This is a genomic window from Marivita sp. (genome assembly GCF_051251565.1).
Classification (GTDB): domain Bacteria; phylum Pseudomonadota; class Alphaproteobacteria; order Rhodobacterales; family Rhodobacteraceae; genus Marivita.
The window spans coordinates 59,716-81,345 of record NZ_JBPOFB010000003.1; the positions used below are offsets into that span (position 1 = coordinate 59,716).

Annotated in this window: 22 protein-coding genes; 9 read left to right on the forward strand and 13 right to left on the reverse strand. The window is 59.9% G+C overall.

The genetic code is table 11. From position 1 onward, the window contains the following. Positions 1–13 precede the first annotated feature (13 nt). On the reverse strand, positions 14–394 hold the full coding sequence (locus ACSHXH_RS05050) for a hypothetical protein (RefSeq protein WP_435670684.1): 381 nt from the start codon (positions 392–394) through the stop codon (positions 14–16). A gap of 149 nt (positions 395–543) precedes the next feature. Here ACSHXH_RS05050 and ACSHXH_RS05055 point away from each other — a divergent pair, with 149 nt between their 5' ends. After that, positions 544–1,194 carry a carbonic anhydrase gene (locus ACSHXH_RS05055; protein ID WP_435670685.1) on the forward strand — a complete coding sequence of 217 codons (651 nt, stop codon included), beginning with the start codon at positions 544–546 and terminating at the stop codon, positions 1,192–1,194. Here ACSHXH_RS05055 and ACSHXH_RS05060 read toward each other — a convergent pair whose 3' ends face one another. The 4 genes from ACSHXH_RS05060 to ACSHXH_RS05075 form a co-directional block, all read right to left on the reverse strand. Continuing rightward, positions 1,195–1,521, reverse strand: a complete 327-nt coding sequence (locus ACSHXH_RS05060) for a hypothetical protein (protein ID WP_435670686.1) — start codon at positions 1,519–1,521, stop codon at positions 1,195–1,197. Between the two features lie 260 nt (positions 1,522–1,781). Continuing rightward, positions 1,782–2,804 carry an aspartate-semialdehyde dehydrogenase gene (locus ACSHXH_RS05065; RefSeq protein WP_435670687.1) on the reverse strand — a complete coding sequence of 341 codons (1,023 nt, stop codon included), beginning with the start codon at positions 2,802–2,804 and terminating at the stop codon, positions 1,782–1,784. A 131-nt stretch (positions 2,805–2,935) separates the two neighbouring features. After that, on the reverse strand, positions 2,936–3,922 hold the full coding sequence (locus tag ACSHXH_RS05070) for a Hint domain-containing protein (protein WP_435670688.1): 987 nt from the start codon (positions 3,920–3,922) through the stop codon (positions 2,936–2,938). A 115-nt stretch (positions 3,923–4,037) separates the two neighbouring features. Continuing rightward, positions 4,038–4,880: a TIGR00730 family Rossman fold protein gene (locus ACSHXH_RS05075; protein ID WP_435670689.1), complete on the reverse strand. Its 843-nt coding sequence runs from the start codon at positions 4,878–4,880 to the stop codon at positions 4,038–4,040. A gap of 127 nt (positions 4,881–5,007) precedes the next feature. Here ACSHXH_RS05075 and ACSHXH_RS05080 point away from each other — a divergent pair, with 127 nt between their 5' ends. After that, the gene (locus ACSHXH_RS05080; protein ID WP_435670690.1) at positions 5,008–5,427 is read left to right on the forward strand and encodes a hypothetical protein; all 420 of its coding nucleotides are present in this window, start codon (positions 5,008–5,010) and stop codon (positions 5,425–5,427) included. Between the two features lie 66 nt (positions 5,428–5,493). Beyond that, entirely contained in the window at positions 5,494–6,321 is an 828-nt protein-coding gene (dapD, locus tag ACSHXH_RS05085; RefSeq protein WP_435670691.1) for a 2,3,4,5-tetrahydropyridine-2,6-dicarboxylate N-succinyltransferase, read from the forward strand. Between the two features lie 64 nt (positions 6,322–6,385). On the opposite strand, the gene ACSHXH_RS05090 is transcribed toward dapD, so the two are convergent. Beyond that, positions 6,386–6,775 (reverse strand): rhodanese-like domain-containing protein, encoded by a 390-nt coding sequence (locus ACSHXH_RS05090; RefSeq protein WP_435670692.1) that lies wholly within the window; start codon positions 6,773–6,775, stop codon positions 6,386–6,388. A 113-nt stretch (positions 6,776–6,888) separates the two neighbouring features. Here ACSHXH_RS05090 and ACSHXH_RS05095 point away from each other — a divergent pair, with 113 nt between their 5' ends. Beyond that, a complete protein-coding gene (locus ACSHXH_RS05095; protein WP_435670693.1) occupies positions 6,889–7,239 on the forward strand; it encodes a hypothetical protein in 351 nt (116 codons plus the stop codon). Here the strand turns inward: ACSHXH_RS05095 and ACSHXH_RS05100 are convergent. Both ACSHXH_RS05100 and ACSHXH_RS05105 read right to left on the reverse strand, forming a co-directional pair. After that, positions 7,236–8,315 carry a Hint domain-containing protein gene (locus ACSHXH_RS05100; protein WP_435670694.1) on the reverse strand — a complete coding sequence of 360 codons (1,080 nt, stop codon included), beginning with the start codon at positions 8,313–8,315 and terminating at the stop codon, positions 7,236–7,238. The genes ACSHXH_RS05095 and ACSHXH_RS05100 overlap by 4 nt on opposite strands. Further along, positions 8,312–9,883 (reverse strand): Hint domain-containing protein, encoded by a 1,572-nt coding sequence (locus tag ACSHXH_RS05105; RefSeq protein WP_435670695.1) that lies wholly within the window; start codon positions 9,881–9,883, stop codon positions 8,312–8,314. Before ACSHXH_RS05105 ends, ACSHXH_RS05100 begins: the two co-directional genes overlap by 4 nt. Before the next feature lie 274 nt (positions 9,884–10,157). Here ACSHXH_RS05105 and dapE point away from each other — a divergent pair, with 274 nt between their 5' ends. From dapE to ACSHXH_RS05130, 5 genes are all read left to right on the forward strand, one after another. After that, positions 10,158–11,306 carry a succinyl-diaminopimelate desuccinylase gene (gene dapE, locus ACSHXH_RS05110; RefSeq protein WP_435670696.1) on the forward strand — a complete coding sequence of 383 codons (1,149 nt, stop codon included), beginning with the start codon at positions 10,158–10,160 and terminating at the stop codon, positions 11,304–11,306. Continuing rightward, a complete protein-coding gene (locus ACSHXH_RS05115) occupies positions 11,303–11,731 on the forward strand; it encodes a GNAT family N-acetyltransferase (RefSeq protein WP_435670697.1) in 429 nt (142 codons plus the stop codon). Before dapE ends, ACSHXH_RS05115 begins: the two co-directional genes overlap by 4 nt. A 48-nt stretch (positions 11,732–11,779) precedes the next feature. Continuing rightward, complete coding sequence (gene rnr / locus ACSHXH_RS05120; protein WP_435670698.1) at positions 11,780–14,068, forward strand: ribonuclease R; 2,289 nt, start codon at positions 11,780–11,782, stop codon at positions 14,066–14,068. A 155-nt stretch (positions 14,069–14,223) separates the two neighbouring features. After that, entirely contained in the window at positions 14,224–15,561 is a 1,338-nt protein-coding gene (locus ACSHXH_RS05125; RefSeq protein WP_435670699.1) for a lytic murein transglycosylase, read from the forward strand. Positions 15,562–15,635: 74 nt separating this feature from the next. Further along, a complete protein-coding gene (locus ACSHXH_RS05130; protein ID WP_435670700.1) occupies positions 15,636–16,412 on the forward strand; it encodes a transglutaminase-like domain-containing protein in 777 nt (258 codons plus the stop codon). Positions 16,413–16,482: 70 nt separating this feature from the next. Here the strand turns inward: ACSHXH_RS05130 and ACSHXH_RS05135 are convergent, their stop codons facing one another. Genes ACSHXH_RS05135 through gpmI form a run of 5 tightly spaced genes read right to left on the reverse strand, consistent with a single transcriptional unit; the run spans position 16,483 to position 21,477 of the window. Further along, positions 16,483–16,962 carry a hypothetical protein gene (locus tag ACSHXH_RS05135; protein WP_435670701.1) on the reverse strand — a complete coding sequence of 160 codons (480 nt, stop codon included), beginning with the start codon at positions 16,960–16,962 and terminating at the stop codon, positions 16,483–16,485. Further along, positions 16,962–17,444 carry an RNA pyrophosphohydrolase gene (locus ACSHXH_RS05140; RefSeq protein WP_435670702.1) on the reverse strand — a complete coding sequence of 161 codons (483 nt, stop codon included), beginning with the start codon at positions 17,442–17,444 and terminating at the stop codon, positions 16,962–16,964. Before ACSHXH_RS05140 ends, ACSHXH_RS05135 begins: the two co-directional genes overlap by 1 nt. Before the next feature lie 54 nt (positions 17,445–17,498). Then, positions 17,499–18,836 (reverse strand): S41 family peptidase, encoded by a 1,338-nt coding sequence (locus tag ACSHXH_RS05145; protein WP_435670703.1) that lies wholly within the window; start codon positions 18,834–18,836, stop codon positions 17,499–17,501. Then, positions 18,833–19,963, reverse strand: coding sequence for a murein hydrolase activator EnvC family protein (locus tag ACSHXH_RS05150; RefSeq protein ID WP_435670704.1), 1,131 nt, complete (start codon positions 19,961–19,963; stop codon positions 18,833–18,835). Before ACSHXH_RS05150 ends, ACSHXH_RS05145 begins: the two co-directional genes overlap by 4 nt. Continuing rightward, positions 19,960–21,477, reverse strand: a complete 1,518-nt coding sequence (gene gpmI, locus ACSHXH_RS05155; RefSeq protein ID WP_435670705.1) for a 2,3-bisphosphoglycerate-independent phosphoglycerate mutase — start codon at positions 21,475–21,477, stop codon at positions 19,960–19,962. The genes ACSHXH_RS05150 and gpmI overlap by 4 nt, the downstream gene beginning before the upstream one ends. Positions 21,478–21,630: the final 153 nt, after the last annotated feature.

Here is a 21,630-nt window from a genome sequence, read left to right on the forward strand (position 1 = left end):
GCTGCAAGCGGAATCAGAGCGACAGGTCCAACCCCATTTCGGCGCAGGACATGGCCATTTCACCGCAGCGCACCAATCGGCACAGCGTGGCCGCGAGCGCCACCGGATCGCCGGTGTCGATGGTGTTCATCACGTCATGGCCGACCCGTGCAAGGATCGGCAGGCCAATCTGATCGGCAATCGGGATCAGCGCATGCACCGATTTGCGCAACGCATCGTGATTGCCGCGGCTGTAGTCATCACGAATACGGTGAAACCGCGATGCGATGTCTTCGAGCGCGCGGCATAGGATGTTTTCGGCCACTGACGGGCCCAGATCACGACTCAGCGCATTCAGGGTGTCTTCGTCAAAATATGCTGTGTCACGCGGATGCAACACCAAGATTTCCTGCATCAGTTTAAATCCTTTCTCACCCTTACCCGGCGACCTCTATCGCAGCCCTGCCTTTCCAATTGGTAACCCCCGCGACGGTTTTTCCCTCGAATTCCGATTAATTTCGACGTATCCCGCTGGAATCGACGACCAGAGAGGCGGAGGATTTCATGGACGCCGCGAAACCGCTGCCCGCATATCTCATACAACGGTATCAGGGCTGGAAGGCCACGACCTATTCGGACAACCGCGCGTGGTACAAGCGATTGGCCACAGAAGGCCAGCGCCCACGCGCGATGGTGATTTCCTGCTGCGACAGCCGGGTGCATGTGACGTCGATCTTTGGCGCGGATCAGGGTGAGTTTTTCATCCACCGGAATATCGCCAATCTCGTCCCGCCCTATGAACCGGATGGCGATCACCATGGCACCTCGGCAGCGGTAGAATATGCAGTGACTGCGCTGAACGTGGCACATTTGATCGTGCTGGGGCATTCGAATTGCGGCGGGGTGCAGGGCTGTCTGGATATGTGTTCCGGCAATGCGCCGCATCTTGAGGAACAGTCCAGCTTTGTGGGCCGGTGGATGGATATTCTGCGCCCGGGCTATGAGCGGGTGAAGGCGATGAACACACCCGAAGGTCAGCTGCGCGCGCTGGAAAAGGAATCGGTGATCGTGTCGCTAGAGAACCTGATGACGTTTCCGTTCATCCGCGACGCCGTTGCGCAGGATCTGCTGACGCTGCACGGGTTGTGGACGGATATCGGCGAAGGCGGGCTTGAGTTTTTCGACCCCAAGACGCGGGCGTTTCAGCCAGTCTGATCAGTTCTGAAGCGTGGCTGACGCGCCCGAGCAATCGGTGCGCAGCTTGGGCCGGCCCAGACGGGTCGCCAGACGGGAGAGCGGAGAGCCGATCATCGCGCCTGTGCAGACGGGCTTGCCAGTTTCGTCTTCCAGCACCAGATGACCCGCGCGAAAAGTGATCGCATAGCCTTTGGCAGCAAGACGGGCACACAGGTCCCCCCAGCTTGTCGCGCGTTCAAAATGCGGCAGCAGCACCGTTCGCAGCAGCATCGCAGTTTCACTGTCCAACGGCATCGGCATACCGGTGGACGTATCGGCATGAAGGGGAACGGACTGAATCGCCATCGGGAACGCCTTTACTGGTTCTTAACGATTTCAGGGTGCGAGCCAAATGCGGCAAGAATGGGGCACCTCTGTGCGCCCTTCTGGGGTGTGAAGATTCCGCAACAGAGTGTCGGGTTTTGTGAGCGAATGGGCGCGCCCTGCCCCGGCGCGCGGCGTCTGGCCTGCGCCCCCACTATGCAGCCGCTTAGTCGAAAAAAGAAAACGGCCTCCGAACCGTTGGTCGAAAGCCGTTTGTTTAGACCGAAGGTCGTTGTGCGCGGTTAGCCCTTTTTGAGCGCTTCCCGTCCCAGAACCTCGGCAATCTGTACCGCGTTCAAGGCCGCGCCTTTGCGCAGGTTATCCGACACACACCAAAGGTTGATGCCATTGTCGATCGTGCTGTCCTGACGGATGCGGCTGATGAAGGTGGCATAATCGCCGACACATTCGATTGGCGACACGTAGCCACCCGGTTCGCGCTTGTCGATCACCATGACGCCCGGCGCTTCGCGCAGGATATCGCGGGCTTCGTCCTCGTCGAGGAAATCCTCAAACTCGATGTTGATCGCCTCGGAATGGCCGACGAAGACCGGCACACGCACGCAGGTTGCGGTGACCTTGATCGACGGGTCGATGATCTTTTTGGTCTCGACGACCATCTTCCATTCTTCTTTGGTCGACCCGTCTTCCATGAAGTCGTCGATTTGCGGAATGACGTTGAATGCGATCTGCTTTTGAAACTTCGCAGGTGGCACTTCGGACACCGGATTGTAGACCGCCTTGGTCTGATCCCACAATTCATCCATGCCTTCTTTGCCGGCACCCGACACCGATTGGTAGGTCGAGACAACAACGCGCTTGATGCGGGCGCGATCGTGCAGCGGCTTGAGCGCGACCACCATCTGTGCAGTCGAGCAGTTGGGGTTGGCGATGATGTTCTTCTTGGAATAGCCGTGGATCGCATGCGCGTTCACTTCGGGCACGATCAGCGGCACATCGGGGTCGTAGCGATAGAGCGATGAGTTGTCGATCACCACGCAACCCGCCTTGGCAGCGATGGGCGCGTATTTTTTGGTCGCGTCAGAGCCGATGGCAAACAGCGCAATGTCCCAGCCCGTGAAATCAAACGTGTCGAGATCCGTGGTCTTCAGCGTCCTGTCACCAAAGCTGACCTCCGTGCCCAGCGACCGGCGCGATGCAAGCACGGCGATCTCGTCAACGGGGAACTGGCGTTCGGCCAGAATGTTCAGCATTTCGCGGCCCACGTTTCCGGTGGCACCTGCAACGACGACTCTGTAGCCCATGTGGCTCTCCTTTCACTTGCCAACCCCGGTGTCGTGTCGGGGCCGGACTGAGCGTGGCTCATACAGGACGTGCTGCGCCTGCGAAAGGGTCTTCACGGGTCTTGGGGGGGCGAAATGCACCCTCTGCGCAATCATAGTGGGAAAAACTGACCCGACAGAAGCGGTTTGCCGTTCTTGAGATGCCGGGCCAGCAATTGTTTTTGGTGTTTGGCCGATGGGATGCACCGGGTAGCACGCCCCAGATCGACGCCTTGTGCTTCATCGGGAAACAGTGCGGCGAATTCTCTGCGCGCGCTTTGTGTTAGCGCGTGCAGCCCCTGCGGGCCGGGAAAAAAGCTTTCCGATGGGGCGCCATTGGCAAAAACGATGGTGTGTTCGTCAAACACGAGGTGATGGTAGGACATCCCGCGCAGGCTGGTGTCGATAGAACATCCGGGCAGAACGGTCAGGCGGATCGCGGCAACCAGCACCGTGTCACTGCCGAACATGCGTTGTCCAATCGACGACGCGACCAGCATGCGATGTTGTCGCGAGACATAGAGCGTATCGCTGGGAAGACCCGCGCCCAAGGCGCCCGCCTCTATGCAGATGGGGCGCAAGGTTGGGTTGGCCATCAGGTCAAACCGCGACACCGTTCGTTTCAGGTTGAGCCTGAGCGGCAGAGCCGCACCATCAAGGGTGCAGACATGGTCCCCCGGTTGAAGCTGTTCCACGGGTTTTGCCCCACCCTCAACCGCGATCTGCGTTCCATTCGCAAAGCACACAACATCGGCATAGTTCCAGCCGTCCGTGTGGTTTTGGTAAGACCCAAGCGTTGCCCCAATGGTGAACGCAGAACCTTCGGCCGGCACAAAGTACCATTCCGAATCAGTGTTGAAGAAATAAAAGGTTTCGACGTGGGCCTGACCGTCCACATCGGTGAAATCGACATTGATGCTATGGGGTTGGCCCCATGATGCAGAGGGCGGACCGTTGTCGATCGACACGGTTTCATTGGCGTCGCCGCTGCCTTCGTAAGCGCCATCATCGTCGTCGAATGTGGCGGAGTAAGACGTGGTATATTGCGCGTTGTAAAACGTGCCCGTCCATTTGAACGCCGTCACCGTCAAGACCGCCATTGCGCCACACCCCCTTTTGCGGGGATGTGCCTGGCGTGCCCCTGTCCCCGAACAGATACCGGGGCAAGCCTAGCCAATCAGGCTTTACGCAGTCCTAACGGGGTTGGCGCGGTGATCAGCGCCCCGGGATATCTGACCGTGGCGGTGCGGGATCCCAGCTTTCGATGATTTTCGCGGCCTCGTCTGCTGTTTCGACAAAACGGAACAGATCAAGGTCTTCCGGGCTGATCGTTCCAGCATCGGAAAGCGCCTCCCAGTTGATGATCTTTTCCCAGAACGCCCGGCCAAAAAGCAGGAATGGCACGCGGTCCATGCGCCCCGTCTGGATCAAAGTCAGCGCCTCGAACATCTCGTCCAGCGTGCCGAACCCACCGGGAAAGACGCAGATCGCACGGGCACGCATCAAGAAATGCATCTTGCGGATCGCGAAATAGTGGAAGTTGAAGCACAGCTCGGGCGTCACATATTCGTTTGGGGCCTGTTCATGCGGCAACACGATATTGAGCCCGATGGATTTGCCGCCCTCGTCCGCAGCGCCCCGATTGCCAGCCTCCATGACACCCGGCCCACCACCCGTGACCACGACGAATTCGCGGTTTTGGGTGGCCAGAGATTTGCGCGTCATCAATTGGGCAAAGCTGCGCGCCTCATCGTAGAAATGCGACAGATCAGCAAGCGTTTTGGTGCGTGCTTTGTCTTTGTCCGCGGGGCTCGGAATACGTGCACCGCCAAACAAAACGATGGTGCTTTCGATCTGGTGTTCGTCCAGCAAAAGCTGCGGCTTGAGCAGTTCAAGCTGCAAGCGCACCGGGCGCAATTCCTCGCGGCACAGGAAATCGTCATCGGCAAAGGCCAGCCGATAGGCCGGAGACCGGGTTTGCGGCGTGTCCGGCACATGGCTTGCGGTGCTGCGGTCCAGGCCCGCGTCGCGGAACGGGCTGTTGCGGTGGTCTTTCATGCGGGTGTCATTCCTTCATCGCGGCTCGTTGCACCAGAATGCGGTCTGGTGAGATTGGCAAGCCAAGAGTGCACAATTTTTGTTGTCTGTTCATTCGAAGTTAACCCGGACGCGGCAAGTTCGGGGCATGGAAACGATACCTTTGCACATTGACCCGACGACTCATGCAGCCCTGCAAAAAGCGGCCCGGGAAAGCCAGTGGGATGTTCAGGACGTGGTGATGGATGCGATCAAGCGTGACCTGTTTCGCCGAACGTACCCGAAAAAGGCCATTTGGCCCGACGCGCGGCTCATCGCGCCCTTACGCGCGCTTCTGGCTGATGATTTCAATCATGCAAAAGGCTGGTCTGACCTTCAGGAACGATTGCGCCAAAAGGGTTTCATGTTGCAGGAGGCAGGCGCAGGGCTTGCCGTGATCAGGTGCGATGATGGCCGCAAATGCGCGAAAGCTTCTGATCTGGGGCACAGTTATCCGCAACTCATGCGTCGCTTTTCAGCGCCGTTTCCCGGACACAGCCATCACTACCTGTTTGAACGAGCGATGTAGCCGTGCATTGCGATCCGGCGACGGGCGATTTATAGGGCAGCAAACCCCAATTGACAGGAACGCGCTATGTCCAACGCCCAGCTTGAAACTGCCATCGAAGCCGCGTGGGACGCGCGGGATACCATCACGCCTGCCACAAAAGGCGGAACACGCGAGGCGATAGAAGACACGCTGAACGCTTTGGACAGCGGATCTTTGCGTGTTGCCGAAAAGCAGGATGATGGCAGCTGGCATGTGAACCAGTGGGCCAAGAAAGCCGTGCTTCTGGGCTTTCGTATCAAGGACATGGAACATCAGGACGGCGGCCCGCAAGGCGCAGGCTGGTGGGACAAGGTCGACAGCAAATTCAAGGGCTGGGGCGACAACCAGTGGCGCGCGGCAGGGTTCCGCGCTGTGCCGAACTGTATCGTGCGCAAATCCGCGTTCATCGCACCCGGCGTGGTTTTGATGCCATCCTTCGTGAACCTTGGGGCCTATGTCGACGAAGGCACGATGGTTGATACATGGGCAACCGTTGGTTCTTGTGCACAGATTGGCAAGAACGTGCACCTGTCGGGCGGTGTTGGCATTGGCGGCGTGCTTGAGCCGATGCAGGCCGGGCCAACCATCATCGAGGACAATTGCTTTATCGGCGCGCGATCCGAAGTGGTCGAAGGCTGCATCATCCGCGAAGGGTCGGTTCTGGGCATGGGCGTGTTTATCGGCCAATCCACCAAGATCGTGGACCGTGAAACCGGCGACATCATGTATGGCGAAGTGCCGCCCTATTCGGTGGTCGTGGCCGGGTCTATGCCGTCAAAGAACGGGATCAACCTCTATTGCGCGGTGATCGTCAAGCGGGTGGACGAACGCACGCGGTCGAAGACCGGCATCAACGAATTGCTGCGCGATTGATCATGGATGGTGGGCAGACCTGCCCACCCCACACACTGACAGGTGGGGCGGGATAGCACCCACCCTACTTTGTGGGCTTCTCGCCAACCGAGCCGCCCGCAGCTTTCCAGCCGCCAAAGCCATCGCTGATGTGGCTGACATTCTCTAGCCCCATCTCTTGCGCAATTTGTGCCGACAGGGCCGACCGCCAGCCCGAGGCGCAATAGAACACGAAACGGTTGCCAGTCTGAAACTGCGGCTTGGCATAGGGGCTTTGCGGATCGATCCAGAATTCCAGCATCCCGCGCGGGCAATGGAATGCGCCGGGGATCATGCCGTCGCGCTCAAGCTCGCGCGGATCGCGCAGATCGACGAACGTCACGCCGTCCTGACAGTGCAGATCCAGCATCTCTGTCGCGGGCGCATGTGCGACCACGGAATTGGCTGCCGCCACCATGTCTTTGACTGATTTCATATCGTCTCTCCGTGTTTTGCCCCAGTATGCGCAGCCACGCGGCGGCAACAACCCTCGACGCGCGCCGGGTTTCGTGGCAGATGACGCGCGCACTCTTACAGACAGGCCGCATCATGAGCGACACCCCCAAGAAGCCGAAGAAACCACATTCGGTCTATACCCTTGTGGTCGAACTGGGCCGCAAGACCGGCGATGGCCTTCCCAAAGGGGCCACAGGGGCCGGGCTGATGTGCTATGCGTCCGGCGTGGACGAGGCCGAAGCGGTGCGCGAGACCGTGGCGATCCTGAAACAGGCAGATATGGCGCCTTTGGACGTGACCGGCTACGGCACGCTGGAAGAACGCAAGGAACAGGGCCACGACATCGAGCCGGACGAGATTGCGCTGATGCAGAAGGCGCTTGACGAAAACTCGGTGGTTGTGGCGCAGGTCACGCCCTATTTCGGCGACAAAGACAAAGGTTAAGCCGCCCGCGCCTCGGCCAGTGTAATCGCCTCAAACGACCGCAACACCTGATATCCGGCACGGTGGTGTTCGGGTAAAAGCGCGCGCGGCAGATGCCTCAGGATCGACTCCTCCAACAGCGTTTTGTCGCGTCGCATCCGCCCGATATACAGCGATTCGAGTGCAGCTTCGGGGGTGCGGACCGCGTCGTGATGCGGCAGCAAAAGCTGGTGATAGGTCACAAAACGTGGCGCGGGTTCGAAGTGACCGGCATAACCACTGGCAAGCGTTGATGCAGGGATCAGCACATCTTCGCGCCCAAACAGGTACTCGACCTCGGGACCGCTGACCAAAAGCCGCTGGTGGCGGGACACCACGATATCCTGCGTCAGTCCGAAATAGGGCGCGCGCAAACGCACGGGGCGGAACGATCCAAGGCTGGGCACCTCGCGTTTGACCGTGTGCAGGACGGGGATCAGTTTGCCATTGGCCGACCGTACCACATCGCCCTGCCTTAGGGACGCGGCGAGGCGCACGCCTTGCGCGGTCTCAATCGGCACCGAGGGTGACAAGGTGGGCATGGGGCCGACGGCTTCGATTTCGGTCGACAGCGCCACAAAGATCACATCAGGGTCAATCTCGGTCAGGCCTTGTGGTCGGGCCAATGCGGCCAAGTCCGACAAAAGCGGCGCATGGGTCATGGTGAAATGACGGATCAGAACATGTTCGCTTTCCGGGCGCGCCACAACAATGCGCCCTGCCTGATTGCGTACATCCCAACTGATCGTCACTTGCAGGGTATCGGTGCGCGCTTCGCGTCCGCGCTCGACCACTTCGTGCACCACGACATCGCCTTGCGCGATCACCAGAACCACGCTGCCATGGGGTGTGGACATCAGTGAAAAGCTTGAAGGAGTGCTGCCGTCGCGTTTGTAACTGATCAGGGTTTGGGGCCGTGCGTCGGGCGACAGACCGGTTTCCAGCAGGATGGACCCGCGCGGCACGCAGGCGCGGGGCCGTCGTTCAAGAATATCCTCGATCGCATCCTGCACCCATGGTGTCTGCGTGTCACAATCCAAAAGGGCAAACCAGCTCATGCAGCGGTTCCAAACAGCATCCTGGCTTCGTGCTTTTTCAGGATCTGGCGTGCCGCATCGCCATAGCCCTCGCCGGTTTGCAGGTCGAGATCGGGGAAAAGCACCGCGATTTCATCAACGATATCATCTTCGAACACGTCAACGGTTTGCGGTCCGGGAAGGAAGCTTTCGGTGGCAAGCCCGTTCGCCATGACGATCTCGTGCTGGTCGAACAGCAGGTGCACGTAGGTGACGCTGCCGCCTTCCACCGATTGCACGGTGCGCCCGTTGATCAGGTGCTTGGCCGCGATAAGCACCTCGGGTGTGCCGAAGACCAGATCGGCCAGCGGATCGCGCACCAGGATGCGGTGCTGCGGTGACAGCATCAGGTTGGCGTGATCGCCAAAGGTTCCGGCGGCAACGCGCACAGGTGCGAATGATCCAACGGCGGCAACGGTGCGTTGCCCAATCCAGCGCAAAGGTTGCAGGCCCCGGTCCAGCGTCCAGACCAGATCACCGGGCCGCAGGGCTTCGACCTGTTTTTGCCCCGTGTCAGTCTGGATCAGCGTCCCGGCAACAAAGCAGGGCACAGTGGCAATGGTGACAAAGCCAGTGTCCATTTCGCCGGCGCTGTTTTCGATCCCGTAGGTGAAATTGACCGTTTCAAAGTCATTGTCCGACGTGACGGACAGCGTGCCATTTGCGTTCAGGGTGACGACCTGACCCGTGCCAAGGGTCACGCTGTCTCCGACCGATACCGCAACCCCATTGATATGGGTGATGAACATCACCCCGACGCCGTTGTTGACGTCGTTGTCCAAAACATCAAGCGTCTTGGTCCGGTTGGTGTACATACTGACAAGGTCAGACCGGGCAATGAGTTCAGTCTGGACCGAGTCGCCTGCAATCAAAAGGTTGGAATCGTAGCTGTTATCCGCCACATCCGCGATGCCGATCCGAATGGAATTTGTCACACCCGCATTGACCTGCATGGTCATCGTGAGGGTCACGGTAAACCCGTCCATTTCGGTGTTGTAATCGTCGCCCGTGTTGTCTTTGAACAGGTTGATATTGGCCGTCGTGTTCAGGTTTGCCGGGTCAACGTCGCCATCTCCGGCAACGATGTCGACTTGCTGGCCATTGATCCAGACGCCGACAAAATCCTGATAGATCGAGTTTGTGAATTCCGGGTATTCCTCGGATGAAAACACAAACCGCATGGTCATCAGGCTGTTGTCAGGCACAAAATCCACGTCAAGATAGGCCGCATCGAACGTGCTTGCACCCGCCGCCGCGTTGAAATCGGAATTGTTGTTCTGCCCGTTGCTTGTGGTGGTTGTCGACGCGCTTCGGTTGGGATCGCCATTGCTTTGGGTAAAGCTTCGGACCTGCCCGGTGGACAGGATCACCCCGGTGTCGCCGGGGGTCACGTTTGGGGCAAGCGCATCACCATTGCTGTATATCGCCGAGGCGCGATTGTCGCCTGTGTAACTGGCATTGACCACGGTCACGCCTGTGCCGAAAATGGCGTTCGCCATAGCAACCGCATTGGCACCTGTGTTATAGCTTAACTCTGCTCCGGTCGCCATGTCTGCCTCACATCGGCGCAAGGCACATACCTGATACGGATGATGCGCGACCGGTGTTTTCACCGTGCCGTGCCCGTCATCGGGTCGCTGCTCTGCCTCAGGCCGTTTTGTCTTATTATTACTTAATCAATAGCATGACAGATTGAGCGCTGTCATCTAAGCGCACCTTCGATTTGGGCACCAGCACCCGTGAATTGCGTCCTTTTCGCCACATTTGCCTCTGGCGGCACTTGGCGGTAGCCAAGGCACAAGCGCCACACAAGGGACCAAAGCTATGCCCAAGACCGACCCCGTTGACCTGACCGCAGCCCTTGTCCGCTGCCCCTCTGTCACGCCCGAGGAAGGCGGCGCGCTTGTGCTGTTGCAGGAGGTGCTGGAACGCGCTGGGTTCACCTGCACCCGCGTGGATCGCGGCGAGGTGTCGAACCTCTTTGCGCGTTGGGGCAACAGGGGCCATGCGCGCAGCTTTGGCTTTAACGGGCATACGGATGTGGTGCCCTTGGGCAATCCCGATGACTGGTCCATGCCGCCTTTTGGTGCCGAGATCCGGGACGGCATGCTGTGTGGGCGCGGATCGACTGATATGAAATCGGCCGTTGCCGCCTTTGTCGCGGCCGCCGTTGATTTCGTGCAAGACACTCCCCCCGATGGTGCGGTGATCCTGACCATAACCGGGGACGAGGAAGGCGACGCGATTGACGGCACAATGGCGCTTTTGGATTGGATGGAGACCCAAGGCGAACAGATGAGCGTTTGTCTTGTCGGTGAGCCGACCAGCCCCAACCATATGGGCGAAATGATGAAGATTGGGCGGCGCGGGTCGATGAACGCGTGGTTTACGGTGGCTGGCAAACAGGGCCATTCGGCCTATCCGCACCGCGCTTTGAATCCGATGCCCGCGATGGCCCGGTTGATGGATCGGCTCGCGTCGCATGAATTGGACACGGGCACTGACCATTTCGACGCATCCACGCTGGCGGTTGTGACCATCGACACCGGCAATGCGGCGACCAATGTGATCCCCGCCGAAACCCGCGCCTGCATCAACATTCGCTTCAACGACATCCATACAGGCGAGGGCCTGTCCTATTGGTTGCACGATGAGGCGGCGAAGATCGACGCCGCGTTCGGCACCAAGACCGAGGTCAAGATCAAGGTCTCGGGCGAGGCCTTCCTGACCCCGCCGGGGCCGTTGTCTGATCTGATCGGCAGGGCGGTTGCCACGGAAACCGGCGTCACCCCAGAACTGTCCACCAGCGGCGGCACATCGGACGCGCGGTTCGTCAAGAACCATTGCCCCGTGGTCGAATTTGGCCTTGTGGGAAAGACGATGCACGCGGTCGATGAACGGGTTGAGGTGGCTCAGATCGAGCAGCTCAAGGCGATCTACACCCGAATCCTCGGGGACTATTTCGCGCAATGACCGTCACAGTCTCGCAGGTCACGGACCTGGCCCCATGCTTCGCCATCCGCTATGAAGTGTTCGTGGGCGAACAAAATGTCCCTGTAGAGCTTGAGAGGGACGCCCTCGATGCCACCGCGATCCATTTGCTGGCCAAACGCGATGCGCGGCCTGTGGGTGCAGCGCGCATCGTTTTGATGGGCGAGACCGGCAAAATTGGGCGCGTCTGTGTTCTGCGCGATCAGCGCGGCACTGGGTTGGGTGCGGTCCTGATCCGTCATGCCTTGGACGTACTGCGCGACACGCCCGGCATCACCCGCGCCGCGTTGGGCGCGCAAATTGATGCGTTGGGCTTCTATGAAAAGTTGGGTTTTGCCGCTTATGGCGATGTGTTCGATGACGCAGGCATTGACCACCGGATGATGGAATTGCACATCGCACCGTGATGCGACTTTCGCCATGACGCGGTTGTGTCCCCGTGCTACCTGAGGGGCATGAGCAAATTGCCGACAAAGGCGGACATCCTTGACTGGATCGCCGCCAACCCGACCCTCACCGCGAAGCGCGACATCGCCAAGGCCTTTGGCATCAAAGGCGCCGCACGGATTGATCTGAAGCGCCTGCTCAAAGAGCTTGAGGCCGAAGGGCATCTGGAAAAGCGTCAAAAGACCTACCGCGACCCGGATCGCCTTCCGCCGGTGAGTGTGTTGCAGGTCAAGGCCCCGAACCCCGATGGGGATCTGTTTGCCCGCGCGTTGGAATGGCACGGCGAAGGGGTGGAGCCGATCATCCTTGTGGTGCCCCGCGCCTCTGACCCCGCGCTTGGCGAAGGCGACCGCATTCTGGCGCGGCTTCAGGTGGTGCACGAGGAAGATCACAATTACGAGGCCCGGCTGATCCGGCGCATCGGATCAAACCCACGCAAGGTGGTGGGCATCTTTGCCAAAGGATCCGAAGGCGGGCGGATCAAACCCATCGACAAAGGGTCAGACAAGGAGTGGATCGTCGCTGCCGATGCCACGGGCGGGGCCAAAGATGGCGAACTGGTCGAGGCAGAGCAGGCCGGACCGGCGGGGCGCATGGGCCTGCCGCGCGCGCGCATCGTCGAACGGCTGGGTGACCCATCCGCGCCGCGCGCCGTATCGTTGATCGCCATTCATCAGCACGGGATTCCAGACACGTTTCCCGATGATGTGGTTGCCGAGGCAGACGCGATGAAACCCGCAGGGCTCAAAGGCCGCGAAGACCTGCGCGAGATGCCGCTTGTCACCATCGACCCGGCGGATGCGCGCGACCACGATGATGCGTGCTATGCCCATGCCGATGACGACCCCGCAAACGCAGGCGGTCATGTGATCTGGGTCGCCATCGCGGATGTGTCGCACTACGTCTCGCCGGGAACGGCGCTTGACCGCGAGGCCCGCAAGCGGGGCAATTCCAGCTATTTCCCGGACCGTGTCGTGCCGATGTTGCCAGACCGATTGTCCGGCGATTTGTGTTCGCTACACGAAGGGGTGCCGCGTGCCTGTATCGCGGTCCGTATGGTGATCGACGCACAGGGCGAAAAGATCAGCCACCGTTTCGTGCGCGGGCTGTTGCGGTCTCCGGCGTCGCTGAACTACCAAGAGGTTCAAGCCGCGATGGATGGCGATCCGAATGACAAGGTTGCACCGCTGGTGTCCGACGTTATTCGCCCGCTTTATGCCGCCTACGCGGCCCTGCGCGAGGCGCGCAACCGCCGTCAGCCGCTGAACCTTGATCTGCCGGAACGCAAAATTGTGTTGGCCGAAGATGGTACTGTGCAATCGGTCAATTTTGCCGACCGGCTGGATGCGCACAAGCTGATCGAGGAGTTCATGATCCTTGCCAATGTGGCCGCGGCCGAAACGCTCAATGCCAAGCGCACGCCGCTGTTGTTCCGCGTGCACGAAGAACCGCCGCCCGAAAAGATGGAATCGCTGCGCGAAACGGCGCAAGCGGCTGGGTTTTCGCTAGCTAAGGGACAGGTTCTTCAGACAGCGCATCTCAACAAACTGTTGAACGCCGCCGCCGGGTCAGACGAGGCGGAACTGATCAATATCGCCACGCTGCGGTCGATGACGCAGGCCTATTACAGCCCGCAGAACTTTGGTCATTTTGGCCTCGCTCTCAAGAATTACGCGCATTTCACATCACCGATCCGACGCTATTCCGACCTTATTGTGCATCGTGCGCTGATCACAGCGCATGGGTGGGGTGCGGATGGATTGTCGGCTGAGGAAATCGACAAGCTAGACGCAACCGCCCAGCATATCAGCGACACGGAACGCCGGTCGATGATGGCCGAGCGGGACACGACCGACCGCTACCTGGCCGCGTTCCTGTCGGATCGTGTGGGGGCCGAGTTTGCCGGGCGCATCAGCGGGATCGCACGGTTTGGCGTGTTCGTGAAACTGGACGAAACCGGGGCGGACGGGTTGATCCCGATCCGGTCGCTGGGCAACGAGTATTTCCATTTTGATGCCGATGCTGGGACGCTGATGGGATCCGACACTGGTGTGATGATCGGGCTGGGGCAACGCGTGACCGTCAAGCTGGTCGAGGCTGCGCCGGTTACCGGCGGGATCGGTCTTGAGCTTTTGACACTACAGGACGCCGAGCTGCCAAGCGGGTCGGGAAAGGGCCGCATGGGGCGCGGATCCCGACCCAAGGGCAAAGGAGGACCAAAACGCAGTGCGGCCAAGGCAAAAAAGAAAGACGCCAAGACCAAGCGCAAGGTCACGCGGCAAAGGCGGAACGGCTAACCCTGTAACCCCTTCATTTGATCAGCGTCGGCCCCTTTCATACAGGTGCGGCAGGACATCGCTTGGCGCCGTTTTGATTGCTTCGCAAATCGACACAATCGCGCTAGGCTGGATCAAAGTTCGGCAAACGGACGCGGGCAGCAGGAAATGAAGACATGCGCATTCAGGTAACAGCCTTTGTTCTGACGCTGGTCGGGACCACCGCCTTGGCCGAAACGCTGAGGGACACGACCCGTCCCGTCAGTCGGTCTGCAACCGAGGCCGAGGTCAGTCGAAACATGGTATCGCTTGTATCGGTCACCGCCCCGCGCAATTCGCTGCGCCCGTTCTTGCGGCCCGCCGTGTCGCCCGCATCGGTGAGCCCGGTGGCAAACCAAGCCGGGTTCGAGGACTGGATCAGGGCGTTCCGCACGCGCGCTTTGCAACAGGATATTTCTGGCGATGTGTTGGACCGGGCGTTTACGAATGTGCAATATGACGCCGACGTGATCCGCCGCGACCGCAACCAGTCGGAATTCACGAAAACAATCTGGGACTACCTTGACAGTGCGGCCTCGGACGCGCGGGTCACCAACGGCAAGGCTGCGCTGCACAAACACATGGACGTGCTTGGCCAGATCGAGGCGCGCTACAATGTCGACAAGGACGTGGTTGTCGCAATCTGGGGGCTGGAATCGGCCTATGGCACCTTCCGGGGATCAAACCCCGTGATCGGATCGCTGGCGACCTTGGCCTTTGACGCCCGCCGCAGCGCATTCTTTGAACAACAATTGATCGAAGCGCTCAAGATTCTGCAAAGTGGCGACGTGGATTTGGCCAATTTCACCGGAAGCTGGGCCGGGGCAATGGGGCACACTCAGTTTATCCCAACGTCCTACCAATCGCTCGCGGTGGATTTCGACGGTGACGGCAGGCGCGACATCTGGTCGGACGATCCGGCAGATGCGCTGGCCTCGACCGCGAATTACCTTGCGAAGAACGGCTGGGTCAAAGGCGCGCCTTGGGGAGTTGAGGTCACGATCCCGCAGGGGTTCGACTACAGGCTTGCCGATCGGAACACCAAACGCCTGCCCTCTGACTGGGCGAAGATCGGTGTCATTGGTCTTGATGGTGCGGCGGTGCCAGATCACGGGGACGCATCAGTGCTGCTGCCTGCGGGGGCGAGAGGCGCGGCGTTTCTGATCTTCAAGAATTTCGACGTGATCGAGACCTACAACACCGCCGATGCCTATGTGATCGGAGTTGGTCACCTCAGTGACCGGATCACCGGAAGCGGCCCAATCCAATCCGGCTGGCCACGCGAAGACCGCGCGCTGACCTATGGCGAACGCAAGGAATTGCAGCGTTTACTGACGGCCAAGGGCTTTGACACGCAAAAGATCGACGGCAAGATCGGACCTTTGACCATCAATGCAGTGCGCGCATTTCAGGCTTCTGTTGGCGACATCCCAGATGGATATGCGTCGCTGAACATCCTCAGGAAGTTGCGCTAGGGTGCTAGTCACGACCAAGGGGGCTACCCCGAAACGCCGCCTGCGCCGCCCGTCGCTCCAATGAAGGCCCCAATGTGATCCTAAACATCGATGTGAATCTGCAATACCGCTTGTCCACTCCCACTGATTTGCTTTTGCAAGTCGAAGCGGCGGACCTTGCCGACCAACGCCTGTTGCACGCACATATCGACTGTTCCGAGGTCACGCATTTTGCCCGCGTCGCGGCAGACGAAGGCCTGGGAGAGCGCATCTGGCTGCGGGCAGATGGCCTGTTCCGATGTGACTACACCGCCCGGATCAAGGTGGACCGCGCCCTGCTGAATCTTAGCGCTTTGGACGCCGTTCCGCCTCACCGGCTTCCCGGTGATACGGTGCGTTACCTGATGCCCTCGCGCTATTGCCCGTCGGATGAATTTCAGGCCTTTGTGGCCGCCGAGTTCGGGCACCTGAACGGCGGGGCGCGGATCGCTGCGATCCGTGACTGGATCGAAGGCGCGTTTCGCTATGTGCCGGGGGTCAGCAACGCGCAGACCACCGCGCTCGACAGTTTTGTGCAGCGGCAAGGTGTTTGCCGCGATTTCGCGCATGTTCTGATCACGTTGGCCCGCGCCGCGACCATCCCCGCGCGCTTTGCCAGCGTCTATGCGCCGGGGGCTTCACCGCCTGATTTTCATGCCGTGGCAGAGGTTTATCTGGACGGCACATGGCATTTGGTGGACGCAACCGGCATGGCCCCTGCCGACACCATTGCGCGCATTGGCGTCGGCGCGGATGCCGCGGATGTGGCGTTTCTCAACGTGTTTGGCCAAACGGATTTTGTCGCTCAAAGCGTTTCTGTCAGGGTGGAGTGACGCCCAAAGCACTGCGCGTTTAGCGCAGGACCATCGCCAAGCTCATTCGCCCCAATAGCGCGGGTGGACTCTAATTGGCGATGCACTCTTGGCCCCTGAAACACGCTAGAAGCATGGATTCCTGATCTGGCGTCGGGTCCGCATAGGTCAGACTTGGACAGGGGCTGACCTCGATGACCCAACTGCGGCCTTCTTGCTTGAGAAAGGTCAGGTGCGCGCCCTTGGCGATGGTACCGCACCACGGGCCAAGACATGACACGCGCAGGGTCACGTCACGTTCGAACGGTTTGGTAAAGCCCTCCTGAGTCAGCGATTTGCCTTTCAGCCAGCCTTTGATTTCAGTGCTGGTGCCCATCCGGGATGTGCGGTTTTTGCTGGTGTCGGGAAGCTTGGACATATCGAAGAACAGATCGCCCGAGACCACGATATATGCAGCATTGGACGCGGCCGCATAAGCATAGTCGGCAGCAACATTCGTGGACATACAGCTTAGCGCCCATGCAGGTTGTGCCAGCGCCACCATGGACGCGACAAGCGCTGCAAGCCGCATCACAGGTGTTCCTTGAACACGGCCAGAACGCGTTCGTAGACATGGCGTTTGAACGGCACGATGTTGTTGATGAGTTGGTCTGGTTCCATCCATTTCCAGCGGCTGAATTCCTGATGTTGGGTTGCAATATCAACCTGATCATCCGTGCCTTTGAACCGCATCAGAAACCATTTCTGTTCTTGTCCTCGATACCGCCCCTTCCAGAGCTTGCCCACAAGGTCAGGTGGCAGATCGTAGGGAATCCAGTCTTTTGATTCCGCTTCGATCTTGACCAGCCCAGACGTAACCCCGGTTTCTTCCCACAATTCGCGCAGGGCAGCGTCACGGGGGCTTTCGCCTTTGTCCACGCCACCTTGGGGCATTTGCCACGCCGGACCGGGATTATCGAGCCTTTGGCCAACAAAGACATTGCCGTCCGCATTCACCAACATGACGCCCACACAAGGGCGATAGGGCAAGCGCGCAATTTCATCGGGTGTCATCGTAAGGCCTTTGTCAAATCGCGGCACGAGACAATCCCGTGCCGCGTTGGTGTCTTAGTCGTTCGACGGTTGAAGCGCAGTCAACCCCTTGAGGATGTCGATGGCATAGGCCAGTTGGTAATCTTCTTCGCGCAGGGCCGCGGCGGCTTCGGCCTTGTCACGGTCAGCCTCGATCTGCTGAATTTCATCTTCGCTGAGGCTGTCGTTGTCGAGACTGCCGCGCAGATCGGCCTCGGAGCGGCTGAAAGCGTTGGTTTCTTCCTCTTCCTCGGTGGCTTCGGGGCGGCGTGGCTGGGCCACGATGATGTCCGGGGATACGCCCAACGACTGGATCGACCGACCCGACGGGGTGTAGTAGCGCGCGGTTGTGAGGCGCATGGCCCCATCACCCCGGAGCGGCATGACTGTCTGAACCGACCCTTTGCCAAAGGATTTGGTGCCGACAACGATGGCGCGACGGTGATCCTGAAGCGCACCAGCGACGATTTCCGACGCCGACGCCGAGCCGCCGTTGATCAGAACCACAATCGGCTTGCCTTCGGTCAGATCGCCCGGTGTGGCGTTGTAGCGGTCGCCATCTTCGGGGTTGCGGCCACGGGTGCTGACGATTTCGCCCTTTTCAAGGAACGCATCGCTGACGCGGATCGCCTGATTGAGCAAACCACCGGGGTTGTTGCGCAGGTCAAGAACGATGCCTTCAACATTGTCCAGTCCACCTGCCGCTTCGATCTGTTCAGCAAGACCCTCTTCAAGGTTGGAATAAGTCTGGTCATTGAACGTGGTCACACGCAGGACAACAGCTTCGCCTTGAAGACGCGTGCGTACGGCAGTGAGCTTGATCGTGTCGCGGATGATCGACACGTCGAACGGTTCGGATTCGCCTTCGCGCACAACGGTGATGATGATTTCCGACCCGACCGGGCCGCGCATCATGTCCACCGCTTCGTCCAGGGCCAGACCCAGAACCGAGTCGCCATCCACATGGGTGATGAAATCGCCAGCCTCGATGCCGGCGTCATCGGCAGGGGTTCCGTCGATGGGGGACACAACCTTGACGAAGCCATCTTCCTGCGTGACCTCGATTCCAAGACCGCCGAATTCGCCGCGTGTCTGAACACGCATGTCAGCGGCATCATCGGGCGACAGGTAGCTGGAGTGGGGATCAAGCGAGGTCAGCATGCCGTCAATGGCCGCTTCGATCAGATCGCCCGCATCCACCTCTTCGACATATTGCGCGCGGATGCGTTCGAAGATGTCGCCGAACAGATCAAGCTGTTCGTATACATTTGTGGTGCGCGCGCTTTCCTGTGCCACCAGCGGACCCACGAATTGCGTGGTGGCCACGATGCCTGCCAATGTGCCGCCCATGGCCGCCATGACTACTTTTTTCATTCAGTCATTCCCTTATCCTCTGTGAACCACCCAAGGGGGTCCTCTGGCGTGTCGCCCAATCTGACCTCTATATAGAGCGTTTCGGACAGTGCTTCGCCAGCCCTTTCACCGGATGGTGATTGAATATCACCGTTTTGCCCCTCTGGGCCGCCCATCAAACCGACAGGACTGCCTTCGGGAAGCACCTGTCCGGTTTCTCCGAACACTGTTTCAAGACCGGCAAAGACAAACAAGACATCGGGTTCGGGTTCAAGAATGGTGACCAACCCGTAATCCAAAAGCGGCCCCCGGTACCGGATCGTCGCTGCCGCAGGCGTCGTCACCAGAGCACGCGGGCGGGTGGCGATCAGAACGCCGGGACGCGTGACACCTGCCGCGTCGGTTTCGCCCGCGCGGCGCAGAACCTCGCCAGAGACGGGAAGCGACAGCGCCCCTTTGCGGTTGCGCGCCGAGGGCAGCGACAAATCCGCCTCGGTTTCCGAGATCTGGCTCAGCCCCGCCGCAAACCCATCCAGTGTTTCGGTCGCCGCGATCAAGAGCGCGGTCCTGACCGGGTCTTCGGTGAACTTGCGCGGCAGGTCGGTGCGTTCGGCCATTGCCTGGCTTAACGCGGTGCGCGCAGTTTGGATATTTGCCAGCCCAGTTTGCAGCGTGTTGGCCGCATCCTGCTGAAGCTGGCGCAGCGCTGTTGCCTCTTCGAGATCGGCGCGCAACCCGGCAGCGGCATTAGACAGCGCAGGCGTCACCGACGCCATCAACACACCGGCCCGCGCCGCGCCGATAGGGCCATCGGGATGCACAAAGCTTTGTGGTCCCGCAGAGCTGCCCAGCGCCGACAATCCCGCCAGAAGTCGCGTTACTTCGGCATCGCGGGCGTCAAGCGCGCGGCGCAGTTCAGTTTCCCGGATCGATGCTGCCCGCAAGCCGTCACGCATCGCCGCAAGGCCGGCTTCGAACGCCTGCACCGCTTCGGTCAGAGCGCGCACGCGATCCCGTGCGCTCTCTGCTGCGTCCAGTTTGACGGTCGCCTCTTCTAACTGCGCCATTGCACCAAGCGCCGCTTGAGCCGGGGTTTGCGCCGACGCAGGCGCAACCAACAGACAAAGAAGAAGAACGAGGTGTCTCATATGCGGATCAGGCTTTGCCCGGTCATCTCGTCCGGTTGCCGCAGGCCCATCAGCGCAAGCAGAGTGGGTGCCAGATCGGCCAGTCGGCCATCGGCCAACCTTGCGCCCTCGGGCCCGCCATACAGCACCACCGGCACAAGGTTCGTCGTATGCGCGGTATGCGGCCCGCCGGTTTCCGGGTCCACCATGGTTTCGCAATTTCCGTGATCGGCGGTCACGATCATCGCGCCCCCCACCTTTTCTATGGCAGCCAGAACTGTGCCCAGCCCGGCATCCACCGCTTCGCAGGCCTTGATCGCAGCATTCAGATCACCGGTATGCCCAACCATGTCAGGATTGGCGTAGTTGGTGACAATCAGGTCATACCCCGCCTCGACCGCAGCCACGAATTTCGCAGTCACTTCGTCGGAGGACATCTCGGGTTGCAGATCATACGTGGCGACGTTCGGGCTTTTGGGCATAAACCTGTCTTCACCGGCTTCGGGCGCTTCCTGCCCCCCGTTCAGGAAAAAGGTCACGTGCGGGTATTTCTCGGTCTCGGCCAGGCGGAACTGGGTTTTGCCATGTTTTGCCACCCATTCACCCAGCGTGTTGTGAATCGTTTGTTTGGGGTAGGCGGTTGTCATGTAGGCGTCATGCGCTTTGGAATAGTCCACCATGCCCAGCAGACAGGACAGTGCGGGTCTTTCACGCGGGAACCCATCGAAATCAGGGGCACCGATGGCCGCAAGAATTTCCCGTGCACGGTCGGCCCGGAAGTTGAGGCAGAAGACCCCATCCCCCTTGGCCATCCCGGCATAATCAGCAATCACGCAGGGTTCGATGAATTCGTCATTCTGACCCTTTGCATAGGCGTCCTCGACCGCAGAAACGGCACTCATTGCAGCAGCACCCTGCCCGTCGATCATCGCCCGATAGGCGCGCTCCACCCGATCCCAACGCGTGTCGCGGTCCATAGCAAAGTAGCGCCCAATGACGGTGCCGATCCGGGCGCTCTTGGGCAGGTTTGCGCTCAGATCGGTGATGAAGCCCATGGCCGATGTCGGTGCCACATCGCGCCCATCTGTGATCGCGTGCAGCACCACGTCGACACCCAGATCGCTGAGCATTTTCACAGTGGCTTTGATGTGGGTGATGTGCCCATGCACGCCCCCATCCGACACCACACCCATGACATGCGCCCTGCCACCCACGTCCTTGACCGCCTTGGCGAACTCAAGAATCGCTGCATTGGTGAAAAAACTGCCGTCTTCGATGGCCAGATCGATCTGGCCCAAATCCATTGCCACCACGCGCCCGGCACCGATATTGGTGTGACCCACCTCGGAGTTGCCCATCTGTCCCTTTGGCAGGCCTACATCCGGTCCATGCGTGATCAATGTTGCATGGGGGCAGGTCGCCATCAGGTGATCCATCGTCGGCGTCTGTGCCAGTTTCGGCGCATTGGCGGTGGGATCGTCGCGCAGGCCCCAGCCGTCGAGGATGGTCAAAACGACAGGTTTCGGAGTGGTCATATGCTGCGCTTCCTGCTCGGCCTAATCTTTCATGCGGTCTAGCAGAGGCGGTGCAGGATGTGGAGAGGGCGCTTAGGCCCATTGATCGAACCGCTGATGTGATCCAATCCATTGGGGCTCTGCCTCCAAACCCTCGACAGTATTTGAGAACAT